The organism is Bradyrhizobium sp. CW1, from assembly GCF_023100665.1.
GTDB lineage: Bacteria > Pseudomonadota > Alphaproteobacteria > Rhizobiales > Xanthobacteraceae > Bradyrhizobium > Bradyrhizobium canariense_D.
This window is the reverse complement of sequence record NZ_CP064684.1, coordinates 7,720,085-7,744,056: the sequence shown is the minus strand read 5'-3', so window position 1 is coordinate 7,744,056 and position 23,972 is coordinate 7,720,085. Positions and strand designations below refer to the sequence as shown.

Here is a 23,972-nt window from a genome sequence, read left to right as displayed (position 1 = left end):
CGATGTCATCAGTCCAAACGTCGGCGGGGGTCGAGACCGGCCTGACGGCTCTGGCTGTCAGCCTGCGCGGCGTGACGAAGGCCTATGACAACGGCCTGATGGCGCTCGGCCCGCTCGATCTTGCGGTGCGCAAGGGCGAGTTCATCTCGCTGCTGGGGCCGTCAGGTTGCGGCAAGTCGACGGCGCTGCGGCTGATCGCCGAACTCAGCGCGCCGTCGTCAGGAATCGTCCGGCTGGCGCGTCGTGAGGGCACACCGCAGCCAGGTCATGTTCACCCAGGTCATGGCATCGGCTTCGTGTTTCAGGAACCGACCCTGATGCCCTGGACCAGCGTGCGCGAGAATGTGCGGTTGCCGCTGAAGCTCTCAGGCGTTCCGAAGGCGGAATCGCGCGCGCGCGCCGATGAGGCGCTCGCAAGCGTCGGGCTTGCCGATTTTGCCGACGCCTTTCCGCGCGAGCTCTCCGGCGGCATGAAGATGCGGGTGTCGCTGGCGCGCGCGCTCGTCACAGACCCTGATATCCTCCTGATGGATGAGCCGTTCGCGGCGCTCGACGAAATCACGCGCTTCCGCCTCAACGACGATTTGCTCGCGCTGTGGCGCAGGCTCGGCAAGACCGTCATCTTCGTCACGCATTCGGTGTTCGAATCCGTCTATCTGTCGCAGCGCGTGGTGGTCATGACCGCGCGGCCGGGCCGCATCCAGGCCGACTTCCGCGTCGAGACGGTCGAGCCGCGTGGCGAGGAGTTTCGCACTTCAGTCGCCTATTCCGATTATTGCCGGAAAGTGTCGGCGGCGCTGGCGCCGTCCTATGCAGGGCAGTCGACGCTATGAACGCGCAAGCTTCCGTCACTGCGAAGCCGTCCGGCGCGCAACGCGCGGTGCGCTTCGCGCTACCGGTCATCGTGTTCGCGGCGGGACTGCTCGCCTGGGAGCTCGTGGTCCGGATCAAGGACATCCCGCCTTACGTGCTGCCGGCGCCCTCGGTCATATTCGCGACACTGATCAAGGATTGGGCGGTGCTGTCGCAATCGCTTGCCGCGACGCTGCTGACCACGCTTGAAGGTTTTGTCGCGGCCAGCGTCGGCGGCATCGCGCTGGCGCTGCTGTTCAACCAGTCCAAATGGGTGGAAGCATCGCTATTCCCCTATGCCGTGGTGCTTCAGGTCACGCCGGTCATCGCGATCGCGCCGCTGCTGCTGATCTATCTGGAGCAGCAGACCGCGGTCGTGGTCTGCGCCTTCATCGTCGCCTTCTTCCCGGTGCTGTCCAATACCACGCTCGGGCTCAATTCGGTCGATCGCAACCTCGCGGGCCTGTTCCAGCTCTATGGCGCCTCGCCACAGCAGACCCTGCGCTATCTCAAGCTGCCGGCGGCGCTGCCTTATATTCTCGGCGGCCTGCGCATTGCCGGCGGCCTGTCGCTGATCGGCGCGGTCGTGGCCGAGATCGCGGCGGGAACGGCCGGCGCCGGCTCCGGGCTCGCCTACAGGATCGCAGAATCCGGCTACCGCTTGAACATACCCCGCATGTTCGCAGCGCTGCTGCTGTTGTCGCTGGCCGGGATTGTCATCTATGGGGTGCTGGCGCTAGTTTCCCACCTCGTCTTACGGCGCTGGCACGAGAGCGCGCTTGGAAAGGACAACTGATGACCACCGGTTCGATTTCGTCCGAAAAGATCGACCTTCTGATTTATGGGCCGGTCCGGCCGATCCTCGAGAACGGGTTTTCCGATCATTTCGTCGTGCACAAGGCGGAGACGCGGGGCGATCTCGAGCGGCTGACGCCGGCGATCCGCGAAAAGATCCGCGGCGTGGCGGTGACCTATCACACCGTGCGCGCCGACCGGGATTCGCTGTCGCAATTGCCCAAGATCGAGATGGTGGCGAGCTTCGGCGTCGGCTACGACCACGTCGATGCCAAATACGCCGCCGAGCATAACATCATCGTCACCAATACGCCCGACGTGCTGACCGAGGAGGTCGCCGACGTCGCGATGGGGCTTCTGATCTCCACGGTGCGCGAGTTCATCAAGGCCGACCGTTATGTGCGCTCCGGTCTCTGGCAGACCCAGAACTATCCGCTCAGCGTCGGCTCGCTGCGCGACCGCAAGGTCGGCATCGTCGGCATGGGCCGGATCGGACAGGCGATCGCGCGCCGGCTCGATGCCTCGCTGGTGCCGGTGGTCTATCACACCCGCAACCCGTCCAAGGACGTCTCCTACAAGCACTACCCCGACCTGATCGAGATGGCGAAGGCGGTGGACACGCTGATGGTGATCGTGCCCGGTGGCGCCTCGACCAACAAGATGATCAACGCCGAGGTGCTGAAGGCGCTCGGCCCGCGCGGGGTGCTGGTCAACGTTGCGCGCGGCTCGGTGATCGACGAACCGGCGCTGGTCCAGGCGCTCAAGTCCGGCACCATCCTCGCGGCCGGCCTCGACGTGTTCGCGGCCGAACCGAACGTGCCGGACGAGCTCAAGGCCATGCAGAATGTGGTGCTGCTGCCGCATATCGGCTCGGCCTCGGTGGTGACGCGCAACGCGATGGATCAGCTCGTGGTCGACAATCTCAAGTCCTGGTTCTCAGGCAAGGCGCCGTTGACGCCGGTTGCCGAAACGCCGTTCAAGGGACGCTGATGGGAGTTCTTCGCGTCGTTACATTCGCCGTCGTGGCCTGCTTGGCCGCGATCGGCATCGCGCAGGCGCAGGATACGACGACCCTGAAGAAGGAGATGCCCGGGCAGTGGGAGCTCTCGACCACCGAGCGCAGCAAGACCTGCGTCGTCACGCTCAAGGCCGACGCCGCGGCGCAGGGCTTCAAGCTCGAGCTGGAGCCGGCCTGCAAGGCCGCGCTGCCTTTCACCAAGGACATCGTCGCCTGGAGCGTCAGGGGTCTCGACATCGTCCGCTTGCAGGATGCGAGCGGTGAGGCCGTGATCGACTTCACCGAGGTCGAGGCCGGCATCTTCGAGGGCCTGCGGCAGGGCGAGGGCGTCTACATCCTGCAAGACCTCGCCGCCGCCCGCTCGATGGCGAAGTCGATGGACCAGATGATCGGCGACTGGTCGATCGTGCGCGGCAACGGCCAGCCTGTCTGCGGGCTAACGCTGACCAACACGGAAGCCGGGCCGGACAATTTCCAGGTCTTCCTCAAGCCGAAATGCGATGCGGCCATCGCGCAGTTCAACCCGACGCAATGGCGGCTAGACCGCGGCCAGATCATCCTGCTGTCGAAGGCCGGCGAGGCCTGGCAGTTCGAGGCCGACGACAACGCGCAATGGCGGCGCGTCCCCGATACCGCCGATCCCCTGATCATGCTGCGGCAGTAGCGCCGCGAAACGCAATCTCGTCCTGAGGGCCCCGCCATAGGCGGGCGTCTCGAAGGATGGTGGCAGGCTACGTCGTCGGCTTGGGCGGCGGCGCTGTGCCTTGGGCCCACTTCTCCATCTTGCCGAGCACGCCCCAGGCTGTGAGCGCCAGCGAGATCGGCATCGCGAACTGGCCGAGGCCCGGCACCGCCGACACGAGCGTCCCGAGCAACCCGGCAAGGCCTCCCGCATTGGGGCTCGCCGTCACCGACGACAGCAGCGCCGTGATCAGCGAGCCGCCGATGCCGAGCGCAGTCTTCTTGCCGTCGAGCATCTTGCCGATGGTCTCGCCGAGCGCGCCATTGACCTGGCCGAGGACGGGCTTGCCGTCCCGGTTGAGCAAGGTGCCGAGCAGGTCGACGACCTGCTTCAACTGGTCGACGGGAGCGGGGCTGGTTGGGGTGAGGGTGACTGGTCCTGGCATGGGGGCTGACTTGTTGACGAGGGAAAAGAGCCGTTCGAACAGGCTGATCGGATCATTGGTGGCGGGCAGCGTATTGCCCGATGTCGTCGTTGCCGGCGTCACACCGCCGACCGGCGGCCGCAGCAATTGCGCGAGGTCCTCCAGCCGCTTCATGATCCGGGAGACATCGCCGGTCGGTCCGGTGGGGCCCGACTGCGCCGCGCGCGTGAGGGCGCCGACGGTGGCGCCGTCGAGAAGTCCGGTATCTCTCAGGCCGTTCTGCTGCTGAAACTGCGAGACCGCGGCCCTGGTCTTCGGCCCGCTGATGCCGTCCTCCGCGAGCGGCGGATTGGCGCCGAGCTTGTTGAGCGCCTGCTGCATGAGGACGATCGTCGACGCCGCGTCGTCCTCCGGCTCGGCGCGGCTTGCGAATTGCGGGCTGCCGTCGAGGGTGATCGAGGAATCCAGCGACATCATCGCATGCAGGATCACCGCGGTGCCGAGCTGGGAATCGACGTGGTTCGAATCGAACACATGATCGCGGACGAATTTTCCGGCCCTTGCCTCGGGCGGGCCATACAGCGTCGAACCGCCATAGAGATAGGGCGAGTTGCAGCCCTTGGCGTGATAGCCGAAGCCGTTGAACGCTTCGAGCCGGAACAGAATCCGCGCGATCCCCCAGTCGTGAGCGCCGACAAAATTCTCGATTCTGAAGGCGTCCACGGCGCCGTCCACGAACGTGGCAAACGGACCGCGTCCTTTCGGAACGAGCGTCGTCGCGCGATGGAGCGTTTCCCCGTTGCCGAGATAGGTGTCGAAATCGAAATTGGATTCGCGGTAGTGGCAGAGGGCAGCGAAATACCAGGGCACGCCGGTCAACCGCTCGATCTGCTGATAGGTCGCCTTGCCGTTGATGGCTTTGCGCGCGATCGCGTTCGCGTCGGAGAGGCGCGAAGGCCGGATCTCGAGATTGGCCCAATTACGCTCGTATTCGCTTTTCAGACTCTCGAATGAAATCATTTTCCGCTCCCGCAATGAATGAGTTTTCGCAACTGCGCGTCAGTCGAAATGAACCAGGTGCCGTGATCAGGGCGTGAGGCCAGCGTGATCTCCTGCAAGTCTGGCAGGCCGCCGGGGCGCCGCGTGTGAAGTGGGTTACAACCTCGCCGGGAAAATGAGCGGCAGGACCGGGATCAGGGCGGCGGTCCGCGACGGAACCGGCAGGGCCGCTGCCCCGTTAGCGACGCGAGGCAGTCTGGCCAGGGAGTCCAACATGACCACGCGCGTCCTCGCGATCGGCATCGAACCCGGCAACGCGGACTACAGCGCATTCCCGCAGCTCACGCCGGAGCTCGTGCGCAACTATATCGATGCGCAGCTGCTGCGCCTGCGCGATCTCGGTTACGAGGTCACGAGTTGCCTGATCGATCTCGATGCCGCGGCGGAAGCCGCCGTCACGGTAGCGTTGCGCGAGGAGAATTTCGACTGCATCGTGATCGGCGCGGGGCTGCGCGAGCCTCGGGAGCGTCTGCTGCTGTTCGAGAAGGTGCTCAACCTCGTCCACCGCCTGGCGCCCGACGCCGCGATCTGCTTCAACACCACGCCAGCCGACACCGCCGAGGCCGTGCAGCGCTGGGTCGATGCATGAGATGAAGCGGCCGGCCCGTGCTGCGCATGCGCCATGGTCTGAGCCGCCTTCGATCCGAGCCTCCGACGCCATAGCGTGACGCGCCGGGTCCCGAAATGGTGATTTTTCTGGTCCGAATCCGGCTGCGGCGCTATGACTCGTCTGACCACAGGGGAGGGCGAGCATGCTTCGAGGTCTTCGCATTGGAAGTTTCGCTATCGCGGCATGTCTGGCGGTCGTGATCGCGATGCCGGCTCATGAGGCGGCGGCGCAGGACGCCATTGGCGGTGCCATCCTCGGTGGCGTCGGTGGAGCGATCGTGGGTGGCGCCATCGGCGGAGGCCGCGGCGCCGCCATCGGCGCCGTCGTCGGTGCCGGCACGGGCGCTGCGATCGCCTCCTAGGGCGAACGCCGCCGCTCCGGCTATTACGCCTATCAGCGCGGCTGCTACGCGCAGCGCCGGGACGGCTCCTATGTCCCGGTCGATCCGCGATATTGCTACTAGATCAGCCGCATCCCGCGCAAACTCGCATGCCCGCTCTTGCCGACGATGATGTGGTCGTGCACGGCGATGCCGAGCGGTTTTGCGATGTCGATGATCGCCTTGGTCATCTGGATGTCGGCCTGCGAGGGCGAGGGATCGCCTGAGGGGTGGTTGTGCACCAGGATCAGCGCGGTCGCGGACAATTCCAGCGCGCGCTTGATCACCTCTCGCGGATAGACCGGGGTGTGATCGACGGTGCCGGTCTGCTGCACCTCGTCGGCGATGAGCTGGTTGCGCTTGTCGAGGAACAGCAGGCGAAACTGCTCTTTGTCGGCGAACGCCATGCTGGTGCGGCAATAGTCGATCACTTCGTTCCAGGACGACAGCGCGTTGCGGCTGTTGACCCCGCCCTTGGCGACGCGATGCGCCGCCGCCGCGAGCAGCTTGAGCTGGTGGATCGCGGACTCGCCGACACCGTCTACCTCGCGCAGGCGCGCCACCGGCGCGTGCACGACCTCGGCGAACGAGCCAAAAATTTTGATCAGCGACTTCGCCAGCGGCTTGGTGTCACGCCGCGGCAGCGCCGAAAACAGTGCCATCTCCAGCAGCTCGTAGTCGCTGAGCGCGTCCGCACCCGCGCTGTAGAAGCGCTCGCGCAGCCGTTCGCGATGGCCGAGATAGTGCGGCGCTTCTTCGGGCTTGCTCTTGTCGTGGTCGGTCTTGGCGGGCATCGGCCGCCAGCATTGCCGCGGATAACCGTTTTTGCAACCGTCAATTGCGGCGGCAAATCCGTTTCACGCCAGCCGGCGAATGCGAACGTCAGCCGCCGGGATCACCCGATCTGCTTCTCGCCGTGCCGCTCCGACAGCGTGAAAATCTCGACGCCGGTGGCGGTGACGCCTACCGAATGCTCGAACTGCGCCGATAGCGAGCGGTCGCGAGTCACGGCGGTCCAGCCGTCGGAGAGGATCTTCACATGCGGCTTGCCGAGATTGATCATCGGCTCGATTGTGAAGAACATGCCGGGCTTGAGCTGCACGCCCTCGCCGGGCCGGCCGATATGGATGATGTTCGGCTCGTCGTGGAACATGCGCCCGAGGCCATGGCCGCAGAAATCGCGCACCACGCTCATGGCTTGCGGCTCGACGAAACTCTGGATGGCGTGGCCGATGTCGCCGGTGGTGGCGCCGGGCTTCACCGCGGCGATGCCGCGCATCATGGCCTCATAGGTCACCTCGATCAGCCGCTCCGCCTTGCGTGCGATCGGGCCGACTGCATACATCCGGCTGGAATCACCGTACCAGCCGTCGACGATGAAGGTGACGTCGATGTTGACGATGTCGCCCTCTTTCAGCGGACGGTCGCCGGGCATGCCGTGGCAGACCACGTGGTTGAGCGAGGTGCAGGTTGAATAGCGGTAGCCGCGATACATCAGCGTCGCCGGATAGGCATTGTTGCTGAACGCGAAGTCGCGGACGAACTGGTCGATGCGGTCGGTCGGAACGCCGGGCCCGACGATGTCGGTGAGCTCGTCGAGGCACTTCGCCACCAGCGCTCCCGCCTTGCGCATGCCGGCAAAGGCGCTTGGTCCATGCAGCTTGATCTGCCCGGTCTTGCGGAGCGAGGTATCGGTAGCTTCGACGTAGCTCATGCGGGCGCAATCTTCTGGGGTGGGCTCGATATCGGCGGAAAGGCTTGATTTCGCGCCCAATTTAATGATTGCGCGCCTTCATGCAAGTCAGGCCTGCCCTGCCTTGCGCCTGAAAGCGGGCCTAATTCGGGACTTCCATGATGGTTTCCACCGGCAGGGCGCCGCCGCGGACGCGGATTTCGCGAACCGGGTAGGGAACCCGGATGCCTTCGCGCTTGAAGGCGTCCCACAGCGCCAGCATCACGTCGCTCTTGACGTTGTCCATGCCGTCGGGGTCGGCAATCCAGAAGGTGAGCGAGAACTTCATCCCGGCTTCGGCGAACTCGGTCAGGATGGAATTCGGCGGCTTGCCCTTCTGCGCGCGCGGGTGAGCGGCCGCGGTCTCGGCGGCGAGCTTGCAGACCAGCCGCGGGTCGGCGTCGTAATTGGTGCCGAAGGCGATCTTCACCAGCGTGTTCTTGTCGGTGTAGGTCCAGTTGACGACCTTCTGCGTCACCAGATCCTCGTTCGGCACCAGGAATTCGCGGCCATCGCCGGCGGCGACGGAAATATAGCGCGTCTTCATCGCGCTGATCCGCCCGGTGTTGTCGCCGATGGTGACGAGATCACCGGGCTTCACCGATTTGTCGGCGAGCAGGATGATCCCCGAGATGAAATTGGCGACGATCTTCTGCAGGCCGATACCGATGCCAACGCCGACCGCGCCGGAGAACACCGCGAGCGCCGAGAGATCGATGCCGACCGTGCCGAGCGCGATCACGATCGCGACCGCAAGCAGGCCGATGCGGATGATCTTGACCAGCAGCACCTGCACCGATGGCGTCAGATCTGTGGTCGAGTTGATCCGGCTCTCGGCGAAATTGCTGGCGATGTTGGTGAGCCAGAGCGCGATGAGCAGCAGCGCACCCGCCTTGATCACGAGCAACGGCGTCAGCCGCAGGCCGCCGAGCACGATGGCGAAAGAGTCGAGCAGGTCGACCGTCGCATCGAGCTGGCCGAGGATCGAGAGCGCCGCGACGAACCAGGCCGTGATCGACACCAGCTTGACGATGAAGGCGTTGCGCAGCACCGAGGTCAAGAGCCGGATCGCGAGCCAGGCCAGCCCCAGCTTGGCGGCGACCATCAGGAGATAGCTGCGGCTCGGCCAGGTCGCGTGGTACATGACCACGCGGGAGACGATCACGAGCAGGGTGAAAACCGCCGTCGAGGCGCTGGAGACCATCACCCGGACGAAGTGCCGGAGCGGCAGCGGCCAGCGCATCGCCAGCGAGGTCATGTCGACGCGGCTGCGAACGGCGGCTTCCGCGGCATAGGCGATGCCGGCCGCGGCCAGAATGAGCCCGAATTGCAGGTAGAACCAGGGCGAGGAGATTTCCGCCCCGACGCTGCGCGCGGTGGTCTGCACGAACTCCATGAAGTCTTTGAGGTCCATGTCTATCGGTCTCGTCGGGGAGCGGGCGGGAGGCGTTGATTCGAGCGCGCCGGAGAATCCCACAAAGGGCGCGGCCGGACCACCGATACACCGCCAAGTGAAGTGCGTTAAGGCCGCAAAATGCGGGCAGATTGCCGCGAGCGGGAGAAAATGGGTTGGCGTGGGAGTCCGCCGACGATAAGGATGCAATTCCAGCGATTTCGTACCCGGAAGGTGGATGGCTTCCCTCGACAGTGTCAGCCTCGCCATATTGCTCGGTGCCGTCCTGGTGTTGGCCGGGATCCTGTCAAGCCTGCTTGCGCTGCGCTTCGGCGCGCCCCTTCTGCTCGTCTTCCTCGCGATCGGCATGCTCGCGGGCGATTCCGGTCCCGGACAGCTGCAGTTCGACGACGTCCGAACCACCTATCTGGTCGGCTCGGTCGCGCTCGCCCTGATTCTGTTCGACGGCGGCTTGCGGACCCGCTTTGCCAGCATCCGCACCGTGCTCGCGCCTTCCATGGTGCTCGCGACCGTCGGCGTGCTGCTGACCTCGCTGATCACGGCGCCGTTCGCGAAATATGCGCTCGACCTCAACTGGACGGAGTCGCTGCTGGTCGGCGCCGTGGTGGCCTCGACTGACGCGGCCGCAGTGTTCCTGCTGGTGCATACCCAGGGCCTGCGCCTGCGCCCGCGCGTCGGCGCGACGCTGGAGGTGGAATCCGGCACCAACGATCCCTTCGCGATCTTCCTGACCCTGATGCTGGTCGAGTACATCTCGCTGGGAACAGGCACGGCCGCGCATGTGCTGATGGAGTTCGCCCAGGAGGCCGTGCTGGGCGCCGTCGTCGGGGTGATCGGCGGGCGTCTGGTCGTCATCGCGCTCAATAAGGTCGCGCTGCCGCAGGGCCTCCATGCGCCGTTTGTCACCACCGCCGCGCTCGTCATCTTCGGCGGCTCGCAGATCATGCATGCCTCAGGCTTCCTCGCGGTCTATCTCGCCGGGATCATCATCGGCAACCGCCCGACCCGCGCGCATAATTCGGTGGTGGCCTTCCTGGACGCCGCGACCTGGCTGGCGCAGATCGTGATGTTCGTCCTGCTCGGCCTGCTGGTCTCGCCGAGCCGGCTCGGCGGCAGCGTGCTGCCGGCGGTCGGGATCGCATTCGTCCTGATGCTGCTGGCGCGGCCGATCGCCGTGTTCGTCTGCCTGGCGCCGTTCCGCTTCAACTGGCGCGAAAAGATCTTCATCGCCTGGACCGGCCTGCGCGGCGCGGTCGCGATCTTCCTGGCCTCGATCCCGATGCTGGTCGGGCTGTCGAAGGCCTATCTCTATTTCGACGTCGCCTTCGTCGTCGTCATCATCTCGCTCCTCCTGCAAGGCTGGACCCTGGGGCCGGCCGCGCGCAAGCTGCACGTGGCGCTGCCGCGCGCCGAACGCGGCCCGCGCCGTGTCGAATTGGACTTGCCCGGCCAGCTCGAGCAGCAGCTCGTCGGCTATCCGGTGCGGTCCAAGAGCCTGTATTTTCGCCGCGGCCTGATCCCGTCCTGGTCGAAGCCGACGCTGGTGATCCGCAAGGAGAACATTTTGACGCCGGCGGAAGCCGAGCCGATCGCGCCCGGCGATTACATCTATCTGCTGGCGCCGCCGGAAAAGGCCGAATCGCTTGACCGCTTCTTCGTCGACATGCAGCCGAGCTCAGCGCCGGACCCGCATCTGCTGGGCGACTTCATGGTCTCCGGCGAGCACACGCTCGCCGAGCTCGCGGAGATCTACGGCGTGGAGGTCGGCGAGGACGAGCGCGGGCACACGCTCGCTGATTATTTCGACGTCCATCTCGACCGCGCGCCGAAAGAGGGCGCGGAGCTCGTGCTGGATCCGATCGTGCTCGTGGCGCGCTCCATCTCCGGTGGCCGAGTCAACGTCGTCGGCCTGCGCCTGCCGGAAGACGAGGAAACGCCCGCGCCGCTGACGCGCAGGCAGGTCCTGCGGCGCAAGCTGGCGGATCTGTGGAGCTCGGTGGCTGGGGTTTAACGCCACATCCGCGTTGGCGGTCATTGATGAAGCGCACGTCTGCTTCTTCGTCGTCCTGGCCTAGTGCGCAATTGCGCACAGGCGCCAGGACCCATACCCACCGTCAGCTGTTTTGCGAAGGCTGGTGGTGACGATCTGGCCCACCCACTCTCCTCTCTGGGGTAATGGGTCCTGGCTTTCGCCGGACGACGGCGGAGAGCGATGGCGACAACGCTGGAACCGCCCCCAAATCGCCGCAACCGCCGAAGATTTGCGCGTCTTCGTGACCGCTGCTCCCGGAACGCTCCGCGATGCCGCTCGTTCTTAGCGGCGTAAACGCATCCGACAGGAGTAATCCATGCGAAAGCTCATCTTGCCGGCCATCGTCGCGATCGGGCTCGGATCGGCCGCGCCCGCGATGGCCTATGACACCGGCGATCAGATCTCGATGCAGGTCGCGCTCGACGTCGCCACCGACATCGGCGTCATGACCGTCTCGCACACCGAGTTCCTCGGCGACGAATGGCAGATCGAAGGCCGTGATCGCGCCGGCCGCTGGATGGAGGTCGATGTGGACGCGCGAACGGGTGAGGTGCGCAACGTCGATCGCGGCTGGTAGTGGCGGGTCTCGGTAGCGGTGTCGGCGAGGATCACTCGGCCGGCACCGCCACCATCCAATGCAGCGCGATCGCCGCTCGCGGTACGATCCATTACCCCGGGGAGTAGTTTTGCGAACACCGGCAGTTACGTTTTCTTCGCTGGTACGCACACCACCTGCCGCTGATAGATCACGCGGTATGGGTCCTGGCTTTCGCCAGGACGACGGCGGAGGGTGGGCCGGCGGCTTGCCTCATCCGTTGCCTGCTCAACGGACCCCTCACGTCAGCACCTTCACCCCGCCGAACGACGTCACGCGGCCCTGCTTCAGCATCACGATCTGCGTCGCGAGCTGGCGCAGCTCGGCGACGTCGTGGCTGACATAGACCATGGGGACGTTGGCCTCATCGCGCAGCCGCACCAGATAGGGCAGGATCTCCAGCTTGCGGCCCTCGTCGAGCGCGCCGAGCGGCTCGTCGAGCAGCAGCAGGCGCGGCCGCGACAGCAGCGCGCGACCGAGCGCGACGCGCTGGCGCTCGCCGCCGGAGAGCTTTCCGGGGCGGCGACCCTGCAGCGCGCCGATGTCGAGCAGCTCGATGACGCGCTTGTGCTGCGCCGGATCGGGCGCGAGGTGGTTCATCCGCCTGCCATAGTCGAGATTTTGCGCGACGTTGAGATGCGGAAACAGCCGCGCATCCTGGAACACATAGCCGATGCGGCGGCGCCAGGTCGGCACATGAATGCCGGCCGCGCTGTCGTCGACCGTCTCGCCGTCGATCACGATGGTGCCGCGGTCGGGCCGCAGCAGCCCCGCGATCATGTTGACCAGCGAGGTCTTGCCGGCGCCCGACGCTCCGAACAGTCCGATGACGCGGCCTTCGCTCGCGAAGGACGCGGACAGCGAGAACTCGCCGAGCTGCTTTTCGATGTCGACGCGCAGCATGGTCAATTCCCGTGCAGGCGCGCGGTGGCGCGGCGGGCGAACCATTCGGCCGCGATCAGCGCGCCGAGCGCCAGCACGATCGAGACGATCACGAGCCGTCCCGCGGCGGCGTCGCCGTCCGGGGTCTGGATCAGCGAATAGATCGCGGACGAAATCGTCTGGGTCTCTCCGGGAATGTTGGAGACGAAGGTGATGGTCGCGCCGAACTCGCCGATCGCCTTGGCAAAGCCAAGCACCATGCCGGCGAGCACGCCGGGCAGCGCCAAGGGCAGCGTCACCGTGAAGAACACTTTGAAAGGAGTGGCGCCGAGGGTCTCGGAGGCCTGCTCGAGCCGGCGGTCGATCGCCTCGATCGACAACCGCATCGGGCGCACCAGCAGCGGAAACGCCATCAGGCCGCAGGCAAGCGCGGCACCGGTCCAGCGGAAGGCGAATACGATGCCGAGATGGTCCGCCAGGAAAGCGCCGACGAGTCCGCGGCGGCCGAAAGTGAGCAGCAGCAGATAACCCGTGACGACCGGCGGCAGCACCAGCGGGAGATGCACCAGCGCATCGAGCACCGACTTGCCCCAGAAATCACGCCGCGCGAGCAGCCATGCCAGCGCAATGCCGAACGGCGTTGCCACCAGCGTCGCGATCACGGCAACCCTGAGCGAGAGCAGGATCGCGGTCCATTCGGCGGGAGAGATGTCGAGCATCAAATCGCAAATTAAGTAGAGGGGCTGATCAGGAACTTGAAACCGTATTTTTCGAGAATGGTCTTGGCGGCGGTCGAGCGCAGGAAGGCGAGATAGTCGCTTGTGTCGCCCTTTGCCGTCGCGGTCGCAGCGACGGGATAGATGATCGGCGGATGCGAATCCGCCGGGAAGGTGCCGACGATCTTCACGCCGGGCTCGACCTTGGCATCGGTGGAATAGACGATGCCGAGGTTGGCCTCGCCACGCGCGACCAGCGTCAGCGCGGCACGCACGCTCTCGGCCATCGCGAATTTCGGCTCCGCCGCCTGCCAGGCGCCCAGGCTCGTCAGCGCCGCCTTGGCATATTTCCCGACTGGTACGGACTTGACGTCGCCGGTCGCGATCCTGCCGTCGCCGGCGAGTTTTGCGAGGTCGAACCCCTGCCCGATGGGGACGTTGTCGAGCCTGGAATCCTTCGGCGCAATCAGCACGATGCTGTTGCCGAGCAGATTGACCCGGGTCGGCTCGTTGATAGTCTTCTTGGAGATCGCGTAATCCATCCAGTCGGTGTCGGCGGAGACGAATACATCGGCCGGCGCGCCCTGCTCGATCTGCCTGGCGAGCACGGAGCTTGCGGCATAGCTGACGATGAATTTGACGCCGGTCCTGGCGGTGTAGGCGGCGTCGACCTCGTCGAGCGCGTTCTTCATCGAGGCGGCCGCGAACACGGTGATGGTCTTGTCCTCGGCTCCAGCAGGCGAAAGGCCCGCGGCCAGAAGGAATAAAGCTGAAAAAAGCACGGAAAGGCGGGACATCGGCAGCGCTCCATGCGCGCGCTCAGGGCACGCAAGGCGGCGCGCGCAAGACGGCGTGGGTTGAATGAGGCTTGCGACCGGCGGAAGCGCTGTTCCGGCAGGCCCGACGGACTTACGGTCCGGCAAGCGATCGCTGGGTCATCATAACAGGGTGGCGGAACAGGTCAAAGGCGACGGTTCGCATAGCGCCAACCAGGAATTCGTCATCCTGGCGGAGAGTTTTACGGCTTCGCATTGCCCGCGTGCAGCACGGCCTTGCACGCCGCCGGCATCTGCGCCAGCGTCATCGGCGGTTTCGGCTTCGGGGGCTCCGGCGGGGGTTTGGGGTGCAGCACGCCGTCGCTGAACCAATAGGCGAGATCGGAGGGCTTGCAGCCTTCGTCCTCGGATTGCGACGGCTGGCCCTCGCAGTCGCTCGCGCCCGCCGGGCAGTGCATGCGGATGTGGAAGTGATAGTCGTGGCCCCACCACGGCCGGATCTTCGACAGCCAGGAACGGTCGCCCTTGGCCTCGCGGCACAGCGCCTTCTTGATCGCGGCATTGACGAAGATGCGCTGCACCGCCGGCTCCTGCGCCGCGTCGCGCAGCACCAGCACATGGCCCGGCGTGAACACCTTCGGATCGATGTCGAGCCGGTCCGGGCGCACCATCATCACCGCCGACATGTCCTCGCGCTCCTCGCGCGATAAGCGATGGTCAGGCATCGGCGTCAGCCAGATGTCGGCATCGAGGCCGATCTGGTGGCTGGCATGGCCGGACAGCGCCGGCCCGCCGCGCGGCTGGGCGATGTCGCCGACCAGGATGCCCGGCCATCCCGCGTCCTTGTGCGCTCTTGCCGCAAGCCGCTTGATCAGCGCGATCATCGCGGGGTGACCATAGCTGCGGTTGCGCGACAGCCGCATCACCTGCCAATTGTCGCCGTTGAGCGGCATCTGCTCGGCGCCGCCGATGCAGCCCTTCACATAGGAGCCGATGACGTGCGCCGGTCCCTTCGACGGCAGCAGCTTTCGCGCGAACAGCTCCTTGGCGCCGATAGTGGGATCGTTTGGATTGGCGAGCGGCGGCAGCGGCTTTGGGTTGACGCTGCCCTTGTCCTGGGCCAGCGCGTCGCCGGCGGCCAGGAGCGTCATGACGAGCAGGAGAGGGGCGAGGCGGCGGGGACTCATGTTGACATTCTTATAACCCAACACAGCGTCAGGGTTAAGGAACAGTCCTTCCGCTGAAATATCGTCTCGAAGTCGTAGTTCCCGGTGCGTCGGCCGGCCGGTTTTTAACAATGCGATAACCCTCTCATGCATTGACCAAAATTCGTGCGTGGGACGCGTACTCACCCCCTTCTGCATGCAAGCGCGCGGGATCCCGGAAATGATTCAAGGCAGCGCGCAATTTTGCGCCATCTCGTTCTCCGATGACGACAATGCGATGCGCTTGGAGCGCCCATCGGCACGGCCGCGCCTTGCAAACGGGCAATGAGGGCTGTTTTGTCGAGACTGCCAGACCGTGCGTCCCATCGCCATGCCACCCAGGATTACCTTTTTTTCAGACACTTGCCCCAAGAGTTGCGGGGCTGGGTGCGACTGGGACGAGTGAAGTTGAGTTTGGGGTTTCGAAAGCCGAAAAAGCGAATGGGCAGCGTGCTCGGCGGCCTGCACCCGCGCAAGCCGCGCTTTGCGCGCCCCCCTCATCTTCCGTCCGAACGCGACGAAGTTCTGCGCAGCCGTGCCGAGGCTGAGGCCGCGATCGCGGAAGCGCGCAAATCCCATGAGCGCCTGCGCCAGGCCATCGAGATCCTGCCGCAAGGCATCGTGTTTCTCGACGCCGAGGGCCGCTACGTCCTCTGGAACAAGCAATACGCGGAGATCTACAGCAAGACCGCCGATCTGTTCGAGGAAGGCGCGCGCCTCGAGGACACGCTGCGCATCGGCGTCGCCCGCGGCGACTATCCCGAGGCTGCCGGCCATGAGGAAGAATGGATCGCCGAGCGGCTGCAAAGGCTCTATCAGCCCGGCGCGCGCCACGAACAGAAGCTGGCGGACGGCCGCGTCATCCTGATCGACGAGCGGCTGACCGACGACGGCGGCGTCGTCGGCCTGCGCGTCGACATCACCGAGCTGAAGCAGCGCGAGGCCTCGTTTCGCCTGCTGTTCGACGGCAATCCCGTCCCAATGATCGTCTGCGCGCTGGACGATGAGCGCATCCTCGGCGTCAACGATGCCGCGGTCGCCCATTACGGTTACAGCCGCGCCGAGTTCGAGCGGCTGACGATCCGTTCCCTTCAGGCTTTCGACAGTGAGCCGCCCTGGACCGCCGATGCGGCCGGCGAGGAGCAGGCCGGACGCACCTGGAAGCACGTCAGGGCCGACGGCGCCCTGATCGACCTTGCGATCTATTCGCGCGAACTGATCTATGCCGAGCGGCCCGCGGTGCTGCTCGCGCTGATGGACATCACCGAGCGCAAGCGCGCCGAGGCGCGGCTCGCCTTCATGGCCCAGCATGACGGGCTGACCGGTCTGCCAAACCGCAATCTGCTGCGCCAGCAGGTCGACGAGATGCTGCTGCATACGAGGCGCAGCACCGACAAGGTCGCCCTGCTGATGCTGGGGCTCGACAATTTCAAGGCGGTCAACGACACGCTGGGACACGCGGTCGGCGACAAGCTGCTGCGTGGCGTCGCCAAGCGGCTGCGTTCGACCTTGCGCGAGAACGACGCGCTGGCGCGGCTGAACTCGGACGAGTTCGCCATCGTGCAGAGCGGCCTGACGCGTCCCGAGGATGCGGTGCTGCTGGCCAAGCGCCTGCTCGAAGCCATCGCCGATCCCTATCTGCTCGACGGCCATTCCGTGGTGGTCGGTGCCTCCATCGGCATCGCGATGGCGCCGGGCGACGGCGACGATTCCGAAAAGCTGCTCAAGAGCGCCGACATGGCGCTGTCGCGCGCCAAGCTGGATGCGCGCGGATCGTTCGCGTTCTTCGAGGCGGCGCTCGATGCGAAAGCGCAGACCCGCCGCAAGATCGAGGTCGAGCTGCGCGACGCCATTCAGAACGACGTGCTGCGGCCGTACTATCAGCCGCTGATCGACCTCCAGAGCGGCCGCATCACCGGCTTCGAGGCGCTGGTGCGCTGGCCGCATGCCGAGCGCGGCATGGTCTCGCCGGCCGAGTTCATTCCGGTCGCGGAAGAAACCGGGCTGATCAATCCGCTCGGCGGCCTGATGCTGCGCCGGGCCTGTCACGATGCCGCGACCTGGCCGGACGACGTCCGCGTCGCCGTCAACCTGTCGCCGCTCCAGTTCCGCAGCGGCAATCTGCTTTCGGTGGTGACGGATGCGCTGAAGCATTCCGGCCTGCCGCCGCGGCGGCTCGAACTCGAGATCACGGAGACGCTGCTGCTGGAGAAAAGCGCCCAGGTGCTGGCGACGCTGCACGCGCTGCGCGCGCTCGGCGTGCGCATCTCAATGGACGATTTCGGCACCGGCTATTCCAGCCTGAGCTATCTGCGCAGCTTCCCGTTCGACAAGATCAAGATCGACCAGTCCTTCGTGCGCGATCTCGGCGCCAATCGCGAGGCACAGGCGATCATTCGCTCGATCGTCAGCCTCGGCAAAGGCCTCGGCGTCACCATCACCGCCGAAGGCGTCGAGACCGAAGCCGAGCTGAGCTGCCTCCGCACTGAGGGCTGCGACGAAGGCCAGGGCTTTCTGTTCAGCAAGGCCCGGCCGAATGCGCAGATCATCAGCCTGCTCGCCGCGCAGCGCGGCATCGACGGCGTAGGCGAGGACGCCGCGCTGGTGGCCTAGGGTTAAGGTGCTGACCTGTTGTCTTGCGTCTCGAGATGCACAAACCCGGAAATTCAGTGGCCGACAAGTGTTACGGCCTCGGCAGGAGCGGTTTCATGGGACCGCACGAATACAAAACGGGATGCCGCGGGGATCTGTGCGTCGGCGCTGCCATCCTGGCCGATGAGGATAAGTCCCGCGCCGCCATTGGCTACATTCAAGATGACGGGGGCGCCCTGCCAGGTCCTGATTGGCTCCATTCCGATGATGAGAAACTCACCGATCGGCTGGTCGAAATATTGAAGCCTCAGTTGTGGTCCGACTTCTGCAGCCGCCAGGCCGAAACCCAATTGTTTGGCGCGCGCGTAGATGTCTGCCAGCAACGCAGTGTCGGTCCGAAAGCCCAGTTCGGCTGCCGACACCGTGAAAAGCTCTACGCTCGTTGTCGTGGCGCTCACGGTAAACGTCGGCCGCGCGAGAATTTCGCCGGCCGAGTTTCCGATGCCACAACCTGCCGCATCCAAAGCGTTACTGAGGGCGAAGAAGTTTGCAAACGTCCCGATCCTGATCGTCTTCCACGCAGGGACATCGACGGCGGATTTGATTGGGATTTGCGGCCCAGACGGCGCTTGCTTGAGCTTCAGGTGATTCCGCAGGACGTCTCGCGCCGAGCATTGAGCCACGGCCTCGCTCGCAAACAGGAAAGTGCATGCGATGCAGAGGATGGCGATAATGAGAATGCCACCATGGTGCCATCCCGGCGAACGCCCCTGAATGGCATGGCAACTGACTTTCCTGCCAGCTGTTCGGCCCATAACGGACCTCTCTTGCGCAAATCCAGCGCGCTAAGAAGAATTCGGAATCATCACTTCCATGTGGTCGGCGCGGTTACAGCGGAAAAGCTGTCGTTCCTATAGCTATGGAAATTAGTCGGAGAAAATTCACGAAGGTTCAGCGACGAAGACGCCGGAGGGCAACTCAATATAGGTCAGCGTGCGTGCACTTTCGTAACTGCTCGACGTCAGCGGTCCCCTGAAAGGATCATCTTACCGACATCCTCGTAATGCGTGTCGCGCGCCTGGATCTGCTGAGCGATGGCGTGCATGTCGCGAAAGCGGCGCTCGAACGGATTGCTGCGGAATACGGCGGTCGCGCCGGCCATGTGATAGGCGGTGTCGACCACTTTGGCCGATTGGTGGATGGTCCAGGTCGCGGCGAGGCGAACCGAGCCCCGATGTGCCGCGCTGAATTCGCCGGTCGTACAGAGATCGCGCCACATCGCACTTGCCGTCGCATAGAGATAGGCGCGCGCGGCCCGCAGGTCGCCCTCGGTGCGGCCGATCAGGCCCTGGACCGCCTGGTTGTCGCGCATGGCGCTTGCCGCCAGCGACTGATGCTTGCCGCGCGCCAGCGCGATCGCGGCATCCAGCGTGGCGCGCGCCACGCCGAGCGACACCGCGGCAAAGCCGAGGCTGAACGTCGAGCCGGTGCCGATCCTGTAAAGAGGACCCTGCTCGCGTAGCGCGGACGGCACGTCACGAAACGCGGTGAAGCGCTCGGGGATGAACAGGTCGGCGACCTCGTAGGAATCGGTGCCGGTGCCGGCGAGCCCGATCGCCTGCCAGACGTCGTGCAGCACGCCGCTCGCGACCGGAAACAGGATGGTGCGCACCTCCGCCGAGCCGTCGGCATTTTTCCGCGGCGCGCCGTCGGCTCCGACGATGCGGACATGCGCGCCGAGCCAGCTCGCCTGCCGCGAGCCGGAGGCAAAATCCCAGCGCGCCGTGACGCGATAGCCGCCTTCGACCGCCCGCGCCTCATGCGCGATCGCGCCCCAGGCGAGGATGCCCGGCGCCGTGTTGAAGATCTCCTGCGCGGTGTCGTGGTCGAGCGAGGCCGCGATCATGGCGCAGACCGTGCATTGGCCGAGGCACCAGGCGGTGGAGGCATCCGCTTTCGCGATCTCCTCCAGCATCTGCATGAAGGCTTCCGGCGGCGCTTCGGCGCCACCAAGGTTCTGCGGCAGCAGCGCGCGATAGAGCCCGTTCTCGATCAGCGCGCCGACGACGGGATCGGTCAGTCGCCGCGTCCGCTCGATCTCGTCGGCTTCGCGCGCGATCAGCGGCGCAATAGCCCGTGCCCGCTCGACGAGGCCAAATCCGGAAGTTGCGTTCATGCGCGTTTCCTCGCCCATTCTACCGTGAGCGGTCAATCGCACGATGGTGATCTATTTGGCGAGGGGGATCAAGTTGGTGTGGCGTCAATCCGGCCATCGCCACGTGAAGTGCGGAATCAGAGATGATCGCGCAAGCTCGAAAGGCTCACGCCGGGCCAAGAAACTATTGGGGCTGCTCCGACATTATCGTTTTCCAGAAGAGCATGATACTGTTCCGAAACAGGCAGCGATTTTGGCCTCCAACCGGCAGCGGCAAATGTCCTCGTCTGATGCTCCGATGAAACGCAGTGACGCAGCCCGCAGAGGGCGGAGACAGACGAAGACCCTATTGCTGATTTTAGCCATCGGATTTCTCGTTTTCGGTGCCGCTGCGGGCACGTTGTATTACGCGCTGCGGCCGATAACGCTTCGGATTGCCGTCGGACCGCCGGGAAGCAACGATCACAAGGTGATCGAGGCGATGACCGAGGCCTTTGCCAACGAAAGCAGGACGGTGAGGTTGTCTCCGATCGCGACCGCCGGAGCGGCCGAAGCTCTCGCTCTGCTCGGTGCCGGCAAGGCCGACCTTGCGGTCGGTCGCGGCGATCTGGAAATGCCGGCCGACGCGCAAACAGTCGTCATCTTGCGCAAGAACTTCGTCGTGCTGTGGTCTTCTTCGGGACCGGCGGGCAAGGGCTCCAAGCGAAAGCCGGCGCCCAAAATCAAGGAGGTCGCCGATCTCGCAGGGCGCAGGGTGGGGGTGATCGGCGCGACCCCGGCGAACGCCGCGTTGCTGAGAGTCATCCTGAGCGCCGCCGGTGTGGAGCCGGACAAGGTCACGGTCACTCAATTCGGCACTGGCCAGCTCGAGGAGCTGGCGCGTGACCCGAGCCTCGACGCCTTCATGGCTGTCGGTCCGCTCGACAGCAAGATAACTGCCGACGCCGTCGCCGCGACCGCCCGGGCGCGTGGCGAGCCGAAATTTCTCGCGATCGACGCATCGGAAGCCATCGCCCTGAAGCATCCGCGTTATGAATCGGAGGAAATTCCGCCAAGCATTTTCAATGCGAATCCAGCCTGGCCCGATGACAAGGTGGAGACCGTCAGTGTCAGCCATTTGATCGTCGCCCGGAAAGCCTTGTCCGAAACGACAGTGTCAGCGTTTTACCGCCAGCAATTTGCCCTCCGGCAGGCGATTGCCAGGCAGGTGCCTGGCGCTGCGCAAATCACCAAGCCGGACACCGAGAAGGAAGCCGAGCTGCCGGTTCATCGGGGAGCGGCGGCCGTGATCGACGGGACCGAGCGCACCTTCCTCGACAGATATGGCGACTACTTCTGGTTTGCGCTCCTGCTTCTCTCCGGCATTGGCTCGGCCGGCGCCTGGCTGCGTCAATATCTGAATCGGGATGAACGCGACGAGAACACTGGCCATCGCAACAGAATTCTGGCGCTGGTTTCCAAGGTGCGCACCGCGGAATTCGACCACGAGCTATTGGCCATGCAGCAGGAGGTCGACGCCATCATCGTCGAAACACTTGGCTGCTACGATGACGGCGCCATCGAGGAAGAGGAGCTGGCAGCCTTCGGCCTGGTGCTCGAACTGTTCGATCATGCGCTCAGCGAGAGGCGCGCAGCGTTGCAAACCCCTCCTTCGAACGTGCTCGCCGCGCGGCGGTAGCGATACCGGCTTTGGTATCCGGAAGTTGCGTTCATGCGCGTTTCCTCGCCCATTCTTGGTGTGAGCGGTAAGGAGGCAATCGTGGTCTATCCGGCGGGGAGGATCAAGCTGGTCCTAGCGTCGGTCTCGCCAGCTCGCGCTGACACGGGCGACATCACAGCTCGGGCAGACCCGACGGCGGCCTGCGTGCGTTGGCTGCTTGCTCGAAGGCATACGCCAGACGCAGCAGCTTGTGCTCGCTCCAGGCGCGCCCTGCGAAAGTGACGCCGAGCGGATAGTCGGGCGTGTCTTTGCCGTCGTCTGTCCCCGAGACGAATCCGCCGGGCACCATGACGCTGGGATAACCTGCCTTGGCGGCGATTGCGGCGCCATAGGCGCCGGGGAATAGCACCGCGTCGAGCTCGTGCTGGTTCATATAGGCGTCCATGCCGCGCGTCCTGGCGGAGAGCAGGTCCATGGCACGTGCGGACTTGTACTCGGGCTCGCTCAGATCGCCCCTGGTCAAGTCAGCGGCGAGGAAGTGGTCCTGTCCGAAACGCAGCGCATTGTCGGCGTTTGCTGCGTTGAAGGCCACGATGTCGGCCATGGTCTTGATGTCAGTGTTGGTCGCCCAATCCCTCAGGTAGAGATTGAGATCGTGCTTCAGCTCGTACAGAAAGACGACCGGCGGCCTTGCGACCGTGCCTTTGTGGGCGCTGAGCGGATTGCGGTTGAGCACAGCCATGGTCGTGCCCGGCCCACCGATCCAGCCAAGTGTGGGCATGCTGGCGCGCACGATGACGGCGCCGAGATCCTCCAGCACCTTGATCACCTCAGCCATCAGCTTGGCCGACTTCGCCGGCAGCTTGCCGTAATAGCAATCGTTCAGCGGGTCAGCGGGGTCGCTCGGCACGCCGATGCGCGCGCCCTTCATCGCGTCGGCGACGAGGCCGGCGGTGTAGTCGGCCGGCCGCCGCTGCTCTTGCGTCGCTGGGTCGAGCGGGTCCTTGGCAGCCAGCACATTCAGCAACATCGCGGCATCGCGCACCGTGCGCGTCATCGGACCGGCGGTGTCCTGGCTGTGCGCAAGCGGCAGGATGCCGGCGCGGCTGATCAGCCCGACGCTCGGTTTCACGGTGACGAGGCCGTTCAGGCTGGCGGGGTGCAGCAGCGAGCCCGAGGTTTCGGTACCGATCGAGGCCGCGCACAGTCCGGCCGCCACCGCGACCGCCGAACCCGAGCTTGAGCCCCCTGGGGTCAGAACCGGGATGCCGTGCTCGTCCATCAGCCCTGGTGCGTAGGGGTTCTTACCTGCCCGCCCAGCGATGAATAGCCCGAGGGCATGTCGATCGCGAGCATGTTGGCGAACTCCGTCAGGTTCGCCTTGCCCAGGATCACCGCGCCGGCGCTCCGCAGCAGCTTGACGATGGTGGCATCATCCCTGGCGCGCGCGCCCTCCAGCGCCAGCGAGCCCGCCGTGGTCGGCTGTTCGTCTCCGGTCGCGATATTGTCCTTGAGTAGGATAGGGACGCCCGCCAGCGGCCGCTGGGCCGACGGCCTCGTGCCGGCGAGCGCATCGGGATTGAGTGCACGGACCGAGTTGAGCTTAGGCCCGTCGCGGTCATAGGCCGCGATGCGCGCGAGATAGAATTCCGCCAGCGCTCTCGCGGTGATCCGTCTGCCGGCCAAGGCATCGATGACGTCGCTCATGGGCGCGTGCGCGAGCATCTGCATGGTCGACGCCGGCGGCTCAGTCAGGCCAGCTCTAGGAAGCTCGGACATTTGCCTTTCCTTGCTCCATTCCATCGCGAGTGCGAGAGGCACTATCGTGGCGGATTTGGCGGGGAGGATCAATGAGGGGCGATGGGTTTCGCAAGCGCCAAGCCCATCTTACGAACTGCCATCGAGCAATCGCTCCATGACGATCGTGCGTTCGTCACCATGATAGCTGTCGCGCGCCGCCCTGAATCCAAGGCCGGCGTAGAAGGTTTCAGCGGTGATTGAGGAAGAAAGGGTCAGCGAAGGGATGTTGCGCTCGCGTGCGGTACGCTCGATCTCGGCCATCAGCAGCTTGCCGATGCCGCGGGCCTGAACGTGTGGAGCGACGAAGACAGTGCGGACGACGGACCCGTCGAGGCTCGCGGTCCCGACGATGCGGCTGCGGATGGTAGCGACAAAAACGGTGCGTTGCCCAATGAGCTGCCGCACAGCGTCCGGACTGAAGCCGCGCACGATCCTTTCGATGACCTCGTTCGGATAATCCTTCGCGTTGGTTTCCCGCAGTGCACGCACGATGACCGCGCTGATATGAGCGGCGTCATCTTCAAGTGCAGGACGGATTGTGCATTCCATGGGCCACTCCAGTTCGCGGCGTGAAAAGCACAAAGACCGCTCGCT

At 65.1% G+C, this 23,972-nt stretch carries 22 protein-coding genes and 1 pseudogene; 10 read left to right on the top strand and 13 right to left on the bottom strand.

Translation table 11 applies throughout. The features are described 5' to 3' along the window. Positions 1-2 precede the first annotated feature (2 nt). Genes IVB54_RS37035 through IVB54_RS37020 form a run of 4 tightly spaced genes read left to right on the top strand, consistent with a single transcriptional unit; the run spans position 3 to position 3,329 of the window. On the top strand, positions 3-833 hold the full coding sequence (locus IVB54_RS37035) for an ABC transporter ATP-binding protein (protein ID WP_085358545.1): 831 nt from the start codon (positions 3-5) through the stop codon (positions 831-833). Next, on the top strand, positions 830-1,648 hold the full coding sequence (locus tag IVB54_RS37030; RefSeq protein ID WP_018460086.1) for an ABC transporter permease: 819 nt from the start codon (positions 830-832) through the stop codon (positions 1,646-1,648). Before IVB54_RS37035 ends, IVB54_RS37030 begins: the two co-directional genes overlap by 4 nt. After that, a complete protein-coding gene (locus tag IVB54_RS37025; RefSeq protein WP_018460085.1) occupies positions 1,648-2,637 on the top strand; it encodes a 2-hydroxyacid dehydrogenase in 990 nt (329 codons plus the stop codon). The genes IVB54_RS37030 and IVB54_RS37025 overlap by 1 nt, the downstream gene beginning before the upstream one ends. Continuing rightward, complete coding sequence (locus tag IVB54_RS37020) at positions 2,637-3,329, top strand: AprI/Inh family metalloprotease inhibitor (RefSeq protein ID WP_026233941.1); 693 nt, start codon at positions 2,637-2,639, stop codon at positions 3,327-3,329. Before IVB54_RS37025 ends, IVB54_RS37020 begins: the two co-directional genes overlap by 1 nt. A 67-nt stretch (positions 3,330-3,396) precedes the next feature. Here IVB54_RS37020 and IVB54_RS37015 read toward each other — a convergent pair whose 3' ends face one another. Further along, the gene (locus tag IVB54_RS37015; RefSeq protein WP_018460083.1) at positions 3,397-4,791 is read right to left on the bottom strand and encodes a peptidoglycan-binding protein; all 1,395 of its coding nucleotides are present in this window, start codon (positions 4,789-4,791) and stop codon (positions 3,397-3,399) included. Between the two features lie 253 nt (positions 4,792-5,044). Between IVB54_RS37015 and IVB54_RS37010 the strand changes: the two genes are divergently transcribed. Together IVB54_RS37010 and IVB54_RS37005 are read left to right on the top strand one after the other, a co-directional pair. Further along, positions 5,045-5,419, top strand: coding sequence for a hypothetical protein (locus IVB54_RS37010; protein ID WP_018460081.1), 375 nt, complete (start codon positions 5,045-5,047; stop codon positions 5,417-5,419). A 163-nt stretch (positions 5,420-5,582) separates the two neighbouring features. Further along, positions 5,583-5,903: pseudogene (locus IVB54_RS37005) on the top strand (hypothetical protein). On the opposite strand, the gene radC reads toward IVB54_RS37005, so the two are convergent. The 3 genes from radC to IVB54_RS36990 form a co-directional block, all read right to left on the bottom strand. Further along, positions 5,900-6,613, bottom strand: a complete 714-nt coding sequence (gene radC, locus IVB54_RS37000; RefSeq protein ID WP_018460079.1) for a DNA repair protein RadC — start codon at positions 6,611-6,613, stop codon at positions 5,900-5,902. The pseudogene IVB54_RS37005 and the gene radC overlap by 4 nt on opposite strands. Positions 6,614-6,714: 101 nt before the next feature. After that, positions 6,715-7,533, bottom strand: a complete 819-nt coding sequence (gene map / locus IVB54_RS36995; RefSeq protein WP_018460078.1) for a type I methionyl aminopeptidase — start codon at positions 7,531-7,533, stop codon at positions 6,715-6,717. A 121-nt stretch (positions 7,534-7,654) separates the two neighbouring features. Continuing rightward, the gene (locus IVB54_RS36990; RefSeq protein ID WP_026233939.1) at positions 7,655-8,971 is read right to left on the bottom strand and encodes a mechanosensitive ion channel domain-containing protein; all 1,317 of its coding nucleotides are present in this window, start codon (positions 8,969-8,971) and stop codon (positions 7,655-7,657) included. A 211-nt stretch (positions 8,972-9,182) separates the two neighbouring features. On the opposite strand from IVB54_RS36990, the gene IVB54_RS36985 reads away from it, so the two are divergent. Together IVB54_RS36985 and IVB54_RS36980 are read left to right on the top strand one after the other, a co-directional pair. Next, entirely contained in the window at positions 9,183-10,976 is a 1,794-nt protein-coding gene (locus tag IVB54_RS36985; RefSeq protein WP_018460076.1) for a potassium/proton antiporter, read from the top strand. 337 nt (positions 10,977-11,313) lie between these two features. Then, the gene (locus IVB54_RS36980) at positions 11,314-11,574 is read left to right on the top strand and encodes a PepSY domain-containing protein (protein WP_018460075.1); all 261 of its coding nucleotides are present in this window, start codon (positions 11,314-11,316) and stop codon (positions 11,572-11,574) included. Between the two features lie 258 nt (positions 11,575-11,832). Here the strand turns inward: IVB54_RS36980 and modC are convergent, their stop codons facing one another. From modC to mepA, 4 genes are all read right to left on the bottom strand, one after another. Further along, positions 11,833-12,495, bottom strand: coding sequence for a molybdenum ABC transporter ATP-binding protein (gene modC, locus IVB54_RS36975; protein ID WP_018460074.1), 663 nt, complete (start codon positions 12,493-12,495; stop codon positions 11,833-11,835). Positions 12,496-12,497: 2 nt separating this feature from the next. Further along, the gene (gene modB / locus IVB54_RS36970; protein ID WP_018460073.1) at positions 12,498-13,193 is read right to left on the bottom strand and encodes a molybdate ABC transporter permease subunit; all 696 of its coding nucleotides are present in this window, start codon (positions 13,191-13,193) and stop codon (positions 12,498-12,500) included. Positions 13,194-13,204: 11 nt separating this feature from the next. Beyond that, complete coding sequence (gene modA, locus IVB54_RS36965) at positions 13,205-13,987, bottom strand: molybdate ABC transporter substrate-binding protein (protein WP_018460072.1); 783 nt, start codon at positions 13,985-13,987, stop codon at positions 13,205-13,207. A gap of 221 nt (positions 13,988-14,208) precedes the next feature. Then, positions 14,209-15,153 (bottom strand): penicillin-insensitive murein endopeptidase, encoded by a 945-nt coding sequence (gene mepA / locus IVB54_RS36960; protein WP_026233938.1) that lies wholly within the window; start codon positions 15,151-15,153, stop codon positions 14,209-14,211. 459 nt (positions 15,154-15,612) lie between these two features. Here mepA and IVB54_RS36955 point away from each other — a divergent pair, with 459 nt between their 5' ends. Next, positions 15,613-17,784 (top strand): EAL domain-containing protein, encoded by a 2,172-nt coding sequence (locus tag IVB54_RS36955; RefSeq protein WP_018460069.1) that lies wholly within the window; start codon positions 15,613-15,615, stop codon positions 17,782-17,784. 53 nt (positions 17,785-17,837) lie between these two features. Here IVB54_RS36955 and IVB54_RS36950 read toward each other — a convergent pair whose 3' ends face one another. Continuing rightward, a complete protein-coding gene (locus tag IVB54_RS36950; protein ID WP_018460068.1) occupies positions 17,838-18,578 on the bottom strand; it encodes a hypothetical protein in 741 nt (246 codons plus the stop codon). Positions 18,579-18,784: 206 nt separating this feature from the next. Continuing rightward, positions 18,785-19,939 (bottom strand): acyl-CoA dehydrogenase family protein, encoded by a 1,155-nt coding sequence (locus tag IVB54_RS36945; protein ID WP_026233937.1) that lies wholly within the window; start codon positions 19,937-19,939, stop codon positions 18,785-18,787. Between the two features lie 277 nt (positions 19,940-20,216). Here IVB54_RS36945 and IVB54_RS36940 point away from each other — a divergent pair, with 277 nt between their 5' ends. Beyond that, positions 20,217-21,596, top strand: coding sequence for a TAXI family TRAP transporter solute-binding subunit (locus tag IVB54_RS36940; protein WP_051113073.1), 1,380 nt, complete (start codon positions 20,217-20,219; stop codon positions 21,594-21,596). Between the two features lie 154 nt (positions 21,597-21,750). Here IVB54_RS36940 and IVB54_RS36935 read toward each other — a convergent pair whose 3' ends face one another. From IVB54_RS36935 to IVB54_RS36930, 3 genes are all read right to left on the bottom strand, one after another. After that, positions 21,751-22,860, bottom strand: coding sequence for an amidase family protein (locus IVB54_RS36935; protein ID WP_253075226.1), 1,110 nt, complete (start codon positions 22,858-22,860; stop codon positions 21,751-21,753). Then, positions 22,860-23,357, bottom strand: a complete 498-nt coding sequence (locus tag IVB54_RS41395) for an amidase family protein (protein ID WP_253075158.1) — start codon at positions 23,355-23,357, stop codon at positions 22,860-22,862. The genes IVB54_RS36935 and IVB54_RS41395 overlap by 1 nt, the downstream gene beginning before the upstream one ends. A gap of 108 nt (positions 23,358-23,465) precedes the next feature. After that, complete coding sequence (locus IVB54_RS36930) at positions 23,466-23,927, bottom strand: GNAT family N-acetyltransferase (RefSeq protein WP_018460065.1); 462 nt, start codon at positions 23,925-23,927, stop codon at positions 23,466-23,468. Between the last annotated feature and the right edge of the window lie 45 nt (positions 23,928-23,972).